We start from the raw sequence: 15,586 nt of genomic DNA on the forward strand, positions 1-15,586 counted from the left end.
AGAAAGGTGCTCTATTTGCTGATATATGCATTAAGTCTTTAATAATATAGCAGTATAAAACGTGATAACTTTATATACATACTAGGATGTACGATGATAAAAAAATGTCTCTTTCCTGCCGCAGGCTACGGTACGCGCTTTTTACCCGCAACCAAATCAATGCCAAAAGAAATGATGCCCGTAGTTAACAAACCCTTGATTGAATATGGCGTAGATGAAGCAATCCAAGCAGGCATGAACCGCATTTGTATTGTGACAGGTCGTGGTAAAAACACCTTGATGGATCACTTTGATAAGAATTACGAGCTTGAGCATCAAATCAGTGGTACTAACAAAGAAGAGCTGTTAGTGGATATTCGCGACATCATTGATTCAGCGTACTTCACTTACATTCGTCAGCGCGAAATGAAAGGCTTAGGCCATGCGATCCTAACAGGACGTGAGCTTGTAGGTAACGACCCCTTTGCTGTGATACTTGCCGATGACCTTTGTGTAACCAATGAAGAACAACAAGGCGTGCTGGCGCAAATGGCTGAGCTTTATAAGCAATTTCGCTGCTCCATTGTTGCGGTTGAAGAAGTGCCAGAAGAAGAGACACATAAGTACGGCGTGATTTCAGGTCAAATGCTACGTGACGATCTATTCCGTGTTGATAACATGGTAGAAAAACCAGAGCCCGGCACTGCGCCAAGTAACTTAGCAATTATTGGTCGCTACATCCTTACACCTGACATCTTTGACATTATTGAACAAACAGAGCCCGGTAAAGGTGGCGAAATCCAAATTACCGATGCCCTAATGCAACAAGCACAAACAGGCTGTGTATTAGCATATAAGTTTAAAGGTAAACGTTTTGACTGTGGTAGTGTTGAAGGCTATATCGATGCAACTAACTATTGTTTTGAGCATGTTTACAAAAAAGGTAAACATAAAGAGCTAGCCCAACAGAAAACTGGCAAGAAATAAACACACAATCCCGCTTAACCGCGGGATTTTTTTTATCCATTTCACTGTGTTTTTACTCAGTATTTTTTGCTCATTATGATCCGCTGTGAAATACTAGTCGTTAAATAAAATAAAAGAATCATCACTGATATGGATAACATCGAAGTCAGGGGTGCTCGCACCCATAACCTTAAAAATATTAATCTAACGATCCCCCGCGATAAGCTCATCGTTATCACAGGGTTATCAGGTTCGGGGAAATCCTCTCTGGCTTTTGATACCTTGTATGCAGAAGGTCAACGTCGTTATGTTGAATCTCTTTCTGCCTACGCACGTCAGTTTTTATCCCTGATGGAAAAGCCTGATGTCGATCATATTGAAGGGCTTTCGCCTGCCATTTCCATCGAGCAGAAATCCACCTCGCACAACCCACGTTCAACCGTTGGTACGATTACCGAAATTTACGACTATCTACGTTTATTGTACGCCCGTGTCGGTGAGCCTCGCTGTCCAACCCATGACATTACGCTTGCAGCGCAAACTGTGAGTCAGATGGTCGACCAAGTATTAGCCATGCCAGAAGGCAGTAAGCTAATGCTACTGGCACCTATCATTAAAGAGCGTAAAGGTGAGCACGTAAAAACGCTGGCGAACTTAGCTGCACAAGGTTATATCCGCGCCCGTATTGATGGTGAAGTTTGCGATCTTTCCGATCCACCAACATTAGAGCTACATAAAAAACATACCATTGAAGTGGTCGTTGATCGCTTCAAAGTTCGTGACGATCTACAGATCCGCTTAGCCGAATCTTTTGAAACCGCTTTAGAGCTATCAGGCGGTAATGTAGTGATAGCACCGATGTCCGGTGAAGAAGGTGAAGAGCAGGTATTTTCTGCCAATTTTGCCTGTCCACACTGTGGTTATAGTATGCAAGAGCTTGAACCACGCCTGTTCTCGTTTAACAATCCAGCCGGTGCCTGTGGTACTTGTGATGGGCTTGGTGTTCAGCAGTACTTCGATCCCGAACGGGTGATTCAAAATGGCGAATTAAGTTTATCTGGCGGCGCTATACGCGGCTGGGATAAACGTAATTTTTACTATTTCCAAATGCTTAAATCACTTTCTGAGCATTATAAGTTTGACGTTGAAGCACCCTTTGATTCGCTATCGAAGAAAGTCAAAGAAGTCATTTTAAACGGTTCTGGCAATACAGAGATCGAGTTTAAATACATCAACGATCGTGGTGACATTACCGTAAGACGCCATCCATTTGAGGGGATCCTCAATAATATGGAACGTCGTTACCGTGAAACCGAATCAAACTCGGTACGTGAAGAGCTAGCTAAATTTGTTTCGACTAAGCCATGTGCAAGCTGTCATGGTTCACGCTTACGCCAAGAAGCACGTCATGTGTTTATTGGTGAGACTAACTTGCCGCAAATCTGTGAAATGAGTATTAGTGGCGCGCACCAATTCTTTGATGAATTAGCCTTAACGGGGCAACGGGCACAAATTGCAGAGAAGATCTTAAAAGAGATCAACGAGCGTTTAAGTTTCTTAATCAATGTTGGCTTAAACTACCTGAGCCTATCTCGCAGTGCCGATACTTTATCTGGCGGTGAAGCACAACGTATTCGTCTTGCCAGCCAAATTGGTGCGGGGCTTGTGGGCGTGATGTACGTTTTAGATGAGCCTTCCATTGGTCTCCACCAGCGTGATAACGAACGACTACTCAAAACCTTGATTCACCTACGTGATTTAGGCAATACCGTGATTGTAGTTGAACACGACGAAGATGCTATTCGTGCCGCTGATTACGTGATTGATATTGGCCCTGGTGCGGGTGTTCACGGCGGTAATATCATTGCGCAAGGTGGCGTTAAAGATATCTTAAAATCAAAAGAATCTTTAACAGGCCAATACCTTAGCGGGAAAAAAGCAATTGAAATTCCCACTGATCGCACACCGTTTGATCCCGAAAAAACCGTCAAACTACTGGGCGCTACCGGTAACAACCTAAAAGATGTCAATGTTGAAATCCCTGTTGGTTTATTTACCTGTATTACCGGTGTTTCTGGCTCAGGAAAATCAACACTTATTAACGATACCTTCTTTGAAATTGCTCATCACAAATTAAATGGTGCAACAACTGGCACACCTGCGCCGTATCGTGAGATCCAAGATCTAGAACATTTCGATAAGGTTATCGACATTAACCAAAGCCCGATTGGTCGTACTCCGCGTTCAAATCCTGCCACTTATACCGGTATTTTCACCCCGATTCGTGAGCTTTTTTCAGGCACTCAAGAAGCCCGTTCCCGTGGTTATAAACCAGGGCGTTTTAGTTTTAACGTTCGTGGTGGTCGCTGTGAAGCCTGCCAAGGTGATGGTGTTATTAAAGTTGAAATGCATTTTCTTCCCGATGTTTATGTCCCTTGTGATGCCTGTAAAGGAAAACGTTATAACCGTGAAACCTTAGAGATCCGCTACAAAGGTAAAACCATTGATGAAGTGTTAGAGCTTACGGTTGAAGATGCACGAGAATTCTTTGATCCGGTTCCCGCTATTGCAAGAAAGTTACAAACCTTAATGGATGTTGGTTTATCGTATATTCGTTTAGGTCAAGCGGCGACAACCTTATCAGGCGGTGAAGCACAACGTGTAAAACTCGCAAAAGAGTTATCGAAACGCGATACCGGAAAGACACTTTATATTCTGGATGAGCCAACAACCGGACTACACTTCCACGATATTCAGCAGCTATTAACAGTGCTGCATAAATTGCGTGATAAAGGTAATACCATTGTGGTGATCGAACATAACTTAGACGTAATAAAAACCGCAGATTGGATCATCGATCTTGGTCCAGAAGGCGGCAGTGGTGGTGGCGAGATCATTGCAACAGGAACACCTGAAGATGTAGCTAAAGTAAAAGGCTCACATACAGCAAGGTTCCTTAAACCGCTACTAGGTTAGAATATGAAAACACGCTAACATATGATAACAGGCTGATTTTACTCAGCCTGTTTGCTTATTCATACTCAGGAACAACCATGACAGTGTTACAACTCGAAGGTACCAGATTAGAACAGAAACGGATTTCTAAACCATTGGTACGCTATTTCCTTGCAACAATCGGTGTTATTTTCATTGTTGCAATGCACTACTTCCAACACAATCCAGGTGGTTCAGGGCTTGAACTCTCGTTTAATGCTGCAGTTTGGATCCCTTTTAGTTTTGCTATCTCCTTCGGCTTACTTGAAATTTGTCGCCAACAAATCTGGCGTTATTCACGCCTGACACTATTATTGTTTGCTTGTTGTGTACTGCTGACTATCCCCATTTTTTATTCCAATGCTGATGCTGGAGCGGCGTTTAATCGCTTGTTTACCTTATGGGCTGGATTTCTGTTTTTTGTCAGCTTGCAGCAATTCGTCTTTACCCACCAGCAACGCCAACGTTTGTTATGGTTTATTTTAATTGGGGTACTCATTGAAGCCATATTTGCGTGGTATCAATACCTTTGGATCCCGGCAAAAAACCCTATTGGCTATGACACTATCGCTAACCGCCCTTATGGTATTTTCCAGCAACCGAATGTGATGGCAAGCTTTCTTGCAACTGGACTCGTGATTAGTACTTACTTATTAGCACGTATCCCATTATATCGCGGTAAATGGTCCTGGCTTCATATCACTTTGCTGATCACACCTATGCTAACGATTCCAATGTTAGTGGTGTTGAACTCTCGTACAGGTTGGCTAGGCGCAATTATCGGCGTAATACTAATGCTGCCATATTTACGTCGCTTTGCCGCAAAACAAGCACAACGTTTATGGTTGTTAATGGTTACATTAGGGCTTTGTTTGGCATGGAATATTTCATCTACAGAGAATTGGTCACCTAAAACCAACAGCGTAACTGTTGCTGGTGATGGTCGAGGAGTTATATATCCACAAGCCTATGACATGTTTACTACTAAACCACTTACAGGTTATGGGTATGGTAAATTTGAAGCCGCTTACATCACGCAAACCGCGTTATGGCACAATGAAGATCCAGCGCAACATGCAGGTATTCCTAGTTTAGATCACCCACATAATGAGCTACTTCTCTGGGCTGACGAAGGCGGTATTGTGCCACTTATCGGTTTATTGCTTGCTGCGTTTGCAGTAATAATAAAGATAAGAAAGGCGCCTGCTGGTACTCAATTAGCGTTAATCGGATTGTTTTTCCCTATCGTTCTGCATACCCAACTTGAGTATCCTTTCTACCATTCATTAGTCCATTGGCTGATCTTTATCATACTGATATTTTGGGTGGATAACCTTACCGCCAAATACCATCGCCAATCATTAAGCTACGTATTGGGTCTGAAAGTTTTTGCACTTATTGTACCAATTTTTATCTCCAGCTTTATGCTGACTACGCTATATTCAGGTTGGCAGCTCACTAAATTTGAAACCACTCGACCAGTCAATATTGAATACTTACTAAAGGTGAATAATCCATGGTCGTGGAAAAACCGCTTTGATTGGGATTTACAATTAACCCAATTACAACTTGGTATTGGCAGTAATAAGCCAGCATTAATTGAAGACTATATTCAATGGGCAACCGAGAAAGCGAAAACATGGCCGCGACCGGCGCTTTATCAAAACCTGATCCTTGCTTACGATGCCCTCGGCAATAAAGAGCAAGCATCACAAATCAGAGATGAAGCGCTGTTCTTATTCCCATCTTTAAATTTTGAGCAGCAAAACAGCGAAGCAAAGGCAACGTCTGCTGCTAAATAACCATAAAAAATGGCTACCCAATTGGTAGCCATTTTTATTTACTCATCAATAAATTACTTCAATGTGGTTTCTAACGCTTTTAAGCACAGCGCAACATTTTCACTTCTCGCACCATAGCCCATCAAACCGATACGCCACGCTTTACCTGCCAACGCACCTAAACCTGCTCCGATTTCCAAGTTGTAACGTTGCAGCAACTCATTACGTACCTCAGCATCATCAACGCCTTCAGGGATATAAACCGCATTGAGTTGGGGTAAACGTGAGGTTTCTTCTACCACAAATTGGATCCCAAGCTTTTCAAGCCCTGCTTTAAGCTCTTCATGGACATTTCGATGGCGCTGCCATGCATTTTCTAACCCTTCGTTTTGCAATAATACCAAGGCTTCATGCAACGCATATAAACTGTTTACAGGTGCAGTGTGGTGATAGCTACGCTTACCTTCACCACTCCAATAACCTAGCACCAAACTTTGATCTAAAAACCAGCTTTGTACTTTGGTTTTACGTCGTTGGATCTTATCAATCGCCTTTTGAGAAAACGTTAATGGCGATAACCCCGGCGTACAGGACAAACACTTTTGGCTACCTGAATAAACCGCATCTAATTGCCACTCGTCCACCAGCAAAGGAACACCACCAAGTGATGTCACCGCATCAACAATCGTTAAGCAATCATGTTTACGGGCAATTTCCGCCAATGTTTTCGCATCACTCAATGCGCCGGTTGAGGTTTCGGCATGTACAAAAGCAACAATTTTAATTTCAGGATCGTTTTGTAACGCTTGATCCACTAAATCAGGAGCAACCGCCGCCCCCCATTCGTTATCCACAACGATAGCAACACCACCACAACGCTCGACATTTTCCCGCATCCGCTCCCCGAAAACACCATTACGGCAAACTAGCACTTTATCCCCAGCTTCAACGAGATTAACAAAGCAGGCTTCCATTCCAGCACTACCTGGCGCTGAAACAGCGATGGTAAAGGCATTTTGGGTTTGAAAGGCATATTGCAACAATTGTTTTAATTCATCCATCATGCCTATAAATAACGGATCAAGGTGCCCTACCGTAGGACGACTAAGCGCTTGTAATACTTGCGGATAAATATCTGATGGTCCCGGCCCCATGAGGGTTCGATGCGGCGGGATAAAGCTGGTAATTGTCATTCTTTTGCTCCGTAAAGTCATTGTCCCTGTCGATATTTTTATATGGAACGCGTTGCTATCTATTTTAGAGTATTAGAGCCCTTTCATTGGTGCAAGCGACCTATACCGATCCCATGACACACATTGACGAAATATCATATGTAAATAAATTGTCATATTCCATTTGACAACAGGGTGATGAATCTTATTCAATAAGATGATATTTTATTCAAGCACTTATTATTCAAACAGTACGACTTAAAACGGAAGAGGAGCGTTACCTAGGTATCATAATGACAGGACCCCATCCAATCGCCATTATGAGAGGGAGAGTAACGCCGAGGTATAACTGATTAGGGGATGAGTTATATCGGCTATGAAGGTTGAATCCTTCTAGCTGTCACCAAGGTCAATGATTGACATTGGTGGGGAGCTTCTGGGTGAGTGACTATTCACCTCTTATGCTCTCCTGACAGGATGTCGGGAATACTCCCGAAAAAATAGCCTACCTTGTGATGTGTTTACTATTTAGGGAGAAATTAATTATGGACAAGGCTGCAACACATTCAGATTCACTCACTGTCGCAAAATTTGGCGGTACCAGTGTTGCTGATTACACCGCTATGAGCCGAAGTGCTGCCATTGTTACTGCTAATCCAGACACTAAAATTGTGTTAATCAGCGCCTGTTCTGGTGTCACGAATATTCTGGTAGAACTTGCTAATGGCGTGAGCGATTCAACGACCCGCCAACAGCGCATTCAGACACTGACCCAAACCCACCAAGATGTTCTTGATCAACTTCAGCACCCAGAAAATATTCAAGACGCTATTTACGGCCTACTTGATAACATCGCAACCTTAGCTGAACATGCGGCATCAACAACCTCTGCACAATTGACCGATCAAATTGTTAGCCATGGCGAGCTGCTTTCAACCCATCTTTTTAGTCAAATATTAGTCGAGCTAAACGCCCCAGCTGTACGTGTAGATATTCGTTCCATCATGCGTACTGATGATCAATTTGGTAAAGCGATCCCACAGCCAGAAACAATTAAGCAATTAGCGACTGAGCAATTATTACCACTATTAGACAATAATATCGTGGTATCACAGGGCTTTATTGGATCAAACAGCCAGGGTGTTACGACAACACTTGGTCGTGGGGGAAGTGACTATAGTGCCGCTTTAATCGCAGAAGCCGTAAATGCTAGCACATTAGAGATTTGGACGGACGTACCGGGTTTATACACTACCGATCCACGTATTACATCGGCCGCTAAACCGATCAAAGAGATCAGTTTTAGTGAAGCATCTGAAATGGCAAACTTTGGTGCTAAAATTTTACACCCATCAACTCTAGTACCAGCTGTTCGTCAACAGATCCCTGTATTTGTTGGTTCATCAAAAGCACCAGAGCAAGGCGGTACTTGGATCCGACAATCCGTTGAAGAAGCGCCACTATTTAGAGCACTCGCATTACGAGCCAACCAAACCATGGTGACACTCACGAGCTTAAATATGTTCCATGCTTATGGCTTTTTAGCCGAAGTCTTTCGTATCTTGGCTGAACATAAAATCTCAGTTGATCTCATCACAACCTCAGAGGTCAGCGTTTCACTGACCTTAGATCAAACTGATACGGGTGGCGGTGCGCCAACGCTTCCGCTTCAAGTCGTTGAAGAATTAAGCCAATTATGTGTGGTTGACGTCGAGCAAGGGCTATCACTGGTTGCACTTATCGGTAACCAAATGAGTGATACGAAAGGCTCAGCCAAAGATATCTTTGGCGCGCTAGAAGATCATAACCTTCGTATGATTTGCTACGGTGCTAGCCCACATAATTTATGTTTCTTAATTAATGAAGATGAAGCTAAAGACGTGGTTCGCACACTGCACGCATCTTTGTTGGAATAAGCTCTTTCTAACTAACCCAAATAAAGTTCCGATAAACAAAAAGGCGCATTGAGCGCCTTTTTTAACGATTGATTAAGCATTAAAGATTTGGGCCTAACCATTTCTCAGCTTCGATCAAATCCCAACCTTTTCGATCGGCATAACTTTCTAACTGATCTTGCTGGATCTGAGCAACCGCAAAGTAACGAGAATCAGGATGTGAGAAATACCATCCCGAAACTGCAGCACCAGGCCACATTGCGTAACTTTCCGTTAGTACCATGCCAGTATTTTTCTCAGCATCAAGTAACTGCCAAATAGCACCTTTTTCGGTATGCTCAGGACATGCGGCGTAACCAGGTGCAGGACGAATACCTTGATACTTTTCTCGGATCAAATCGTCATTATTCAGATTTTCATCAGCTGCATAACCCCAAATATCTTTACGTACCATTTCATGCATACATTCAGCAAAGGCTTCCGCTAATCGATCCGCAACAGCCTGTACCATAATGGCATTGTAATCATCACCTTTTGCTTTAAATTGCTCAGCAATGTCATATTCACCAATCCCACCTGTTACCGCAAAAGCGCCAATCCAATCAGCCTTGCCGCTCTCTTTAGGCGCAATATAGTCAGATAAACAATAGTTAGGACCTTTCGGCTTTTTGGTTTGCTGACGTAAACCATGCAGCACAGTTAAAACATCAGTTCGGCTATCGTCTGTGTACACTTCAATATCATCACCGACATTATTGGCAGGGAATAAACCACACACACCGTTAGCTTTAATCATGCCTGTTTTCTCGATCTCATCTAAGATTTTATTAGCATCATTAAACAACTTAGTCGCTTCTTCACCCACAACTTCATGACGAAGAATCGTTGGGTATTTACCACTTAATGACCACGTCATGAAAAATGGCGTCCAATCGATATACTTACGAATTTCAGCTACAGGGAAATCAGTGAAGGTGTGAACACCGGCTTTTTTCGGTACTGGCGGCGTATAATTTTGCCAATCAATATTAACCGCATTAGCACGTGCTTCTTCTAACGAAATAGGTGCGGTACGTGGTTTCTTACGCGCATGTTGTTCACGTACCACATCGTACTCTTGGTTTAAACGCTCAACAAACGCTGGCTTTTGTTCATCAGACAATAACGCAGAACAAACACCTACTGCGCGTGATGCATTAGATACATACACTACTGGCTGATTGTAGTTTTGCTCAATCTTAACCGCCGTGTGGGCTTTAGAAGTTGTTGCACCACCGATAAGCAAAGGGATATCAAATCCTTGTCGCTCCATTTCTTTGGCAACATGGACCATTTCATCAAGCGATGGCGTGATCAAACCCGACAAGCCAATAATATCGACGTTTTCTTCTTTGGCGACTTTTAGAATTTTATCGCATGACACCATCACCCCAAGATCGATAATCTCGTAGTTATTACATTGCAGTACAACGCCGACTATATTCTTACCAATATCGTGAACATCGCCTTTAACGGTTGCTAGAAGTATTTTACCGTTGGTTTGTCCAGCCTGCTTTTCAGCATCAATATACGGCTCTAAATAGGCAACAGCTTGCTTCATGACTCGAGCCGATTTTACGACTTGCGGTAAGAACATCTTACCTTCACCAAATAGATCACCAACGACGTTCATCCCAGCCATTAATGGCCCTTCGATCACTTCGAGTGGTTTACTGGCTTTCTGACGAGATTCTTCAGTATCTTCAACAATAAATTCGGTTATACCTTTAACTAGCGCATGCTCTAAACGCTTTTCAACTGGCCATCCGCGCCATTCTGCAGCGCTGCGATCTTCTTCAACATTACCGCTATCTCGGTATTTAGCGGCAATGTCTAATAAGCGCTCTGTACTATCATCACGGCGATTAAGCACAACGTCTTCAACCGCATCGCGTAATTCATCAGGCAGATCATCATAAATTGCAAGCTGACCTGCATTGACGATCCCCATATCCATACCGTTTTTAAAACAGTAATAAAGAAAAACAGCATGGATCGCTTCACGAACTGCGTTGTTACCACGGAAAGAGAACGAAACATTCGACACCCCGCCTGATACCATGGCATACGGCAGCGTGCGTTTGATATCCCCTACCGCTTCAATAAAATCAACGGCGTAATTGTTGTGCTCTTCAATACCGGTCGCAACAGCAAAAATATTAGGATCAAAAATAATATCTTCAGGTGGAAAGCCGACTTCATCAACCAACACACGATAAGCATTAGTACAAATTTCAATTTTACGTTCGCGAGTATCCGCCTGACCAACTTCATCAAATGCCATCACGATAATCGCAGCACCATAACGACGAAGTAATTTCGCTTGAGTGATAAAGTTATCTTTACCTTCCTTCATCGAGATAGAGTTAACAACAGGCTTTCCTTGTACACATTTAAGCCCTGCTTCTAACACTTCCCATTTAGAAGAATCGACCATAATAGGCACTTTTGATATTTCGGGCTCTGTAGCACAAAGGTTTAAAAAGCGTACCATTGCAGCCTTCGCATCAAGCATCCCCTCATCCATATTAATATCGATGATTTGAGCCCCAGCCTCTACTTGCTGACGTGCAACCTCTAATGCTTCATCATAAAGTTCTTCTTTGATTAGGCGCTTAAATCGAGCCGAGCCAGTCACATTGGTACGTTCACCAACGTTAATAAATAAGGTATCAGCATCAATCGTTAACGGCTCTAACCCTGATAGACGACAAGCAATAGGAATATCAGGTAATTGGCGAGGTTTCAGGTTTTTAGTCGCTTCATACATGTGGCGGATATGCTCTGGCGTAGTACCACAGCAGCCCCCGACCATATTGAGAAAACCACTTTTCGCCCACTCGCGGATATGTTCCGCCATTTCTTCAGCTTCAAGATCATATTCGCCAAAGGCATTAGGTAAACCCGCATTTGGGTGAGCTGAAACAGCACATTCTGAAATACGCGATAACTCTTCAACATACTGACGTAATTCATCAGGCCCAAGCGCACAGTTCAAACCAAAGGAAATAGGTTTAACATGACGTAATGAGTTATAAAACGCTTCCGTTGTTTGTCCAGAAAGAGTACGTCCCGAGGCATCTGTTATGGTGCCTGAAATCATCACTGGTAGTTCAAAACCCAATTCTTCAAAAACCCCAGAAACAGCAAAAGCGCAAGCTTTAGCATTCAAGGTATCAAAGATAGTTTCAAGCAAGATAATATCGGCGCCACCTCGAATTAAGGCATGTGTCGATTCGGAATAGGCTTCAACTAGTTCATCAAAGGTAACATTACGATAGCCAGGATCGTTAACATCAGGAGAGATAGAGCAAGTACGGTTTGTCGGTCCTAAAACACCTGCAACAAAACGTGGTTTTTCTGGTGTTTTAGCGGTCCATTCATCGGCAGCAAGACGAGCGAGACGCGCTGCTTCATAGTTAATTTCCGCGCTCAACGATTCCATGTCGTAATCCGCCATCGCAATCGTTGTAGCATTAAAAGTGTTGGTTTCTAGAATATCCGCCCCGGCTTCTAAATACGCGAGGTGAATATCTTTAATCAGCTGGGGTTGGGTTAATACTAAAAGATCATTATTCCCTTTTAGATCAGAATGCCAATCAGCAAATCGTTGACCTCGATAATCATCTTCTTCCAATTTATAACCTTGGATCATGGTGCCCATGCCACCATCAATGATCAGGATTTGCTCTTCCAACCGCTTATGCAGTAATTCCTTGCTGTTTAACACGTCACTACATCCTTATAATCCATTACAGCTTTGTAACATCCTACCACACTTCAATTGGGGATAAAGAAAGCTAAATATAATTTACACAACAAAAGCTTTTCAAAATAAAACAAATTATCAGTAGCCATTAATTACTGATGGTTTTACTATTTCGTCACAAGTTTTCTAACAACCCACCAATCTAGAGGTTACGCATGTCGGTCTATAGCACACTCTGCTTTCTGGCTGCAGCAGCAATGCTTATTGCTTTTGTAAACAGTAAAATAGGTAAGATGCAAACAACCATTGCCATCACTGCCGGATCATTAATCCTGTCACTATTGATCATCATTGCGGGACACAACGGTTGGTTCCATCTTGAAGATGTTGCCGCGACTCAAATCAGCAAAATAAACTTTGAAGATTTCCTATTAAAAGGCATTTTAGGCTTCTTATTATTTGCTGGCGGCTTAGGTATCAAGTTACCCCATCTTGAAGATCAAAAGTGGGAAATTACCGTATTAGCACTGGGCGCCACTTTATTCTCCACCTTTTTTATTGGCTTCAGTTTATGGGGTATCTGCCAGTTAATCGGAATTCAACTAGATCTGATTTACTGTTTACTCTTTGGTGCATTGATTTCCCCTACCGATCCTATTGCTGTATTGGCCATCGTTAAGAAAATGAATGCGCCTCGCCGTATTTCGACTCAAATCGAAGGCGAGTCTTTATTTAATGATGGGTTTGGCCTCGTTATCTTCGTCACCATGTTTACCATTGCTTTTGGTGATACCGCACCAACAGTGATGGGCGTAACCCAGCTATTCTTACAAGAAGCGATTGGTGGCATTGCTTACGGCTTTATTCTTGGTCTAGTTTTCCACTACCTCATTAGCTCAACCAATGATCACTCTATGGAATTACTGCTTACTATCGGTATTCCAACCGCAGGTTATGCTTTAGCAGAAGTTCTTCATGTTTCAGGCCCACTTGCTATGGTGGTATCTGGGATCATGATTGGTAACTGGACCCGTTATATTGGCTTTTCAAAAGAAAGTGAAGAGCACCTAGATCACTTCTGGGAATTGGTTGATGAATTCCTAAATGGGGTCTTATTCCTGTTAATTGGTATGACCATGCTTGATTTTAGCTTCCACCAAGAAGACTGGATCCTAATGATTATTGCCGTACCTTTAGTTCTTCTAAGCCGTTACATCAGTGTCAAACTGCCATATGTGGGCTTCAATCGCTACCGCCAGTACAATCCAATGTCAGTCAAGATCCTCACTTGGGGTGGCTTACGCGGAGGTTTAGCACTAGCAATGGCAATGGCTATTCCTGCTGGAGTCATGGTAATTCCAGAGAAGGGGATCGATGTGCGAGAAATCATCCTCGTAATGACATATTCAGTGGTTGTATTCTCGATCCTTATCCAAGGTTCAACCATTACCCCATTAATTGAAAAAGCCAAGCTTTGGGAATTAAAAAATAAATAAGTAATTATTCCACTAACAAAAAAGCCTGCACTTCAATGCAGGCTTTTTTATTATTCGTCTTTCGTAAAACTCGCTTCGGAGAAGTGCTCTAAATCGTAAGGCGTTTGCTGATATACACAATAGTTTAGCCAATTACTAAATAGTAAATGACCATGACTACGCCAACTCGCAATAGGTGCATTCGAAGGATCATTCTCAGGATAATAGTTCACAGGTACTGCTGGCTCCATCCCTTGTTCGCTATCTCGTACAAACTCATTATGCAATGTATCTACATCATATTCAGGATGCCCCGTTACGAATACATTACGTTTATCTTTTGTTGCTGCTAAATATACTCCAGCCTGCTCTGAAGTCGCTAATATATCAAGATCAGTATGCTTGGTTAAATAATCAGGAGAGAAGTCAGCATAGCGAGAATGGGGGGCAAAGAAAGTATCATCAAACCCTCGTAGTACCGGGTGATGACAATCATGAATTCGATGTTGATAAACACCTGATAATTTCTCTTTTCGTGTACGCTTCGGCAAGTCATAAAGCAGTTTTAGCCCAGCTTGAGCAGCCCAACAAACAAACATAGTTGATGTTACATGCTCTTTTGCCCAATTCATGATGATTTGAATTTCTTCCCAATAAAGCACATCTTCAAATTGAACTAAACCTAACGGCGCTCCCGTTACAATCAATCCATCAAAATTACGTTGCTTCACCATCTCAAACTGACGATAAAAAGTATCTAAGTGTTCTTGAGGAGTATTTTTTGTTGGACGATTATCGATTCGTAATAGCTCTACATCTACTTGAATTGGGCTATTGGATAATAAGCGTAAGAACTGTGTCTCTGTCTCAATTTTTTTTGGCATTAAATTTAATAATAATACCTTCAACGGACGGATCCCCTGGCTAGCAGCACGCTTCTCTGTCATCACAAAGATATTTTCACTGCGCAGAATATCAGTAGCAGGTAGGCGATCAGGTATTTTTATTGGCATCTTTGTTGACTCCTTTCGACACAAGATGTTTAGCCGTCTAAACTTCCATCAACGTTATAGAAAAAGAAAGGCAGACGCAAGTTTAGTGCAAAATAATAACATAATAGATAAATATAGAGATAAAGAGATAAAGAGATATGGGAAATATGAGGGCTTATAAACGAGAAAACCCAGCCGAAGGCTGGGTTTTAAAATAAGATTTAGCGATGTCCTACTCTCACATGGGGAGGCCCCACACTACCATCGGCGCTACAACGTTTCACTTCTGAGTTCGGCATGGGATCAGGTGGGACCGCTGTGCTATGGTCGCTAAACAAATAAATGGTGCTAGTACCCAGATTTGAACTGGGGACCTCACCCTTACCAAGGGTGCGCTCTACCAACTGAGCCATACCAGCACACAAAGCTTGTATGAAAGCTGCTTATGCAACATTCTAAATTTGAAGCCTGGCGATGTCCTACTCTCACATGGGGAGACCCCACACTACCATCGGCGCTATTACGTTTCACTACTGAGTTCGGCATGGGATCAGGTGGGTCCATAACGCTATGGTCGCCAAGCA

Annotated in this window: 8 protein-coding genes, 1 tRNA gene, 2 rRNA genes and 1 riboswitch; of the genes, 5 read left to right on the forward strand and 6 right to left on the reverse strand. The window is 42.7% G+C overall.

Annotation, left to right across the window (positions count from 1 at the left end):
• Positions 1-93 precede the first annotated feature (93 nt).
• The 3 genes from galU to C9J42_RS11220 all read left to right on the forward strand — a co-directional run bounded on the left by galU (position 94) and on the right by C9J42_RS11220 (position 5,741).
• Positions 94-966 carry a UTP--glucose-1-phosphate uridylyltransferase GalU gene (galU, locus tag C9J42_RS11210; RefSeq protein ID WP_107287258.1) on the forward strand — a complete coding sequence of 291 codons (873 nt, stop codon included), beginning with the start codon at positions 94-96 and terminating at the stop codon, positions 964-966.
• A gap of 129 nt (positions 967-1,095) precedes the next feature.
• The gene (gene uvrA, locus C9J42_RS11215; RefSeq protein WP_107246269.1) at positions 1,096-3,921 is read left to right on the forward strand and encodes an excinuclease ABC subunit UvrA; all 2,826 of its coding nucleotides are present in this window, start codon (positions 1,096-1,098) and stop codon (positions 3,919-3,921) included.
• 77 nt (positions 3,922-3,998) lie between these two features.
• On the forward strand, positions 3,999-5,741 hold the full coding sequence (locus C9J42_RS11220; RefSeq protein WP_107302009.1) for a PglL family O-oligosaccharyltransferase: 1,743 nt from the start codon (positions 3,999-4,001) through the stop codon (positions 5,739-5,741).
• Positions 5,742-5,794: 53 nt separating this feature from the next.
• On the opposite strand, the gene C9J42_RS11225 is transcribed toward C9J42_RS11220, so the two are convergent.
• Complete coding sequence (locus C9J42_RS11225; protein WP_107302010.1) at positions 5,795-6,913, reverse strand: alanine--glyoxylate aminotransferase family protein; 1,119 nt, start codon at positions 6,911-6,913, stop codon at positions 5,795-5,797.
• A gap of 238 nt (positions 6,914-7,151) precedes the next feature.
• A riboswitch (Lysine riboswitch) is annotated at positions 7,152-7,336 on the forward strand.
• A gap of 101 nt (positions 7,337-7,437) precedes the next feature.
• On the opposite strand from C9J42_RS11225, the gene lysC reads away from it, so the two are divergent.
• Entirely contained in the window at positions 7,438-8,808 is a 1,371-nt protein-coding gene (gene lysC, locus C9J42_RS11230) for a lysine-sensitive aspartokinase 3 (protein ID WP_107292423.1), read from the forward strand.
• A gap of 79 nt (positions 8,809-8,887) precedes the next feature.
• Here lysC and metH read toward each other — a convergent pair whose 3' ends face one another.
• Entirely contained in the window at positions 8,888-12,556 is a 3,669-nt protein-coding gene (metH, locus tag C9J42_RS11235) for a methionine synthase (RefSeq protein WP_107302011.1), read from the reverse strand.
• 194 nt (positions 12,557-12,750) lie between these two features.
• On the opposite strand from metH, the gene C9J42_RS11240 reads away from it, so the two are divergent.
• Positions 12,751-14,031, forward strand: coding sequence for a sodium:proton antiporter (locus tag C9J42_RS11240; RefSeq protein ID WP_107246262.1), 1,281 nt, complete (start codon positions 12,751-12,753; stop codon positions 14,029-14,031).
• A 50-nt stretch (positions 14,032-14,081) separates the two neighbouring features.
• On the opposite strand, the gene metA is transcribed toward C9J42_RS11240, so the two are convergent.
• From metA to rrf (C9J42_RS11260), 4 genes are all read right to left on the reverse strand, one after another.
• A complete protein-coding gene (gene metA / locus C9J42_RS11245; protein ID WP_107206481.1) occupies positions 14,082-15,023 on the reverse strand; it encodes a homoserine O-succinyltransferase in 942 nt (313 codons plus the stop codon).
• A 198-nt stretch (positions 15,024-15,221) separates the two neighbouring features.
• Positions 15,222-15,337: ribosomal RNA gene (gene rrf / locus C9J42_RS11250) — 5S ribosomal RNA — on the reverse strand.
• A gap of 8 nt (positions 15,338-15,345) precedes the next feature.
• Positions 15,346-15,421, reverse strand: a tRNA-Thr gene (locus C9J42_RS11255).
• Between the two features lie 47 nt (positions 15,422-15,468).
• Positions 15,469-15,584 (reverse strand): 5S ribosomal RNA (rrf, locus tag C9J42_RS11260).
• Positions 15,585-15,586 lie beyond the last annotated feature (2 nt).

This window comes from Photobacterium sp. GB-56, assembly GCF_003026105.1.
In the GTDB taxonomy this organism is placed as follows: Bacteria; Pseudomonadota; Gammaproteobacteria; order Enterobacterales; family Vibrionaceae; genus Photobacterium.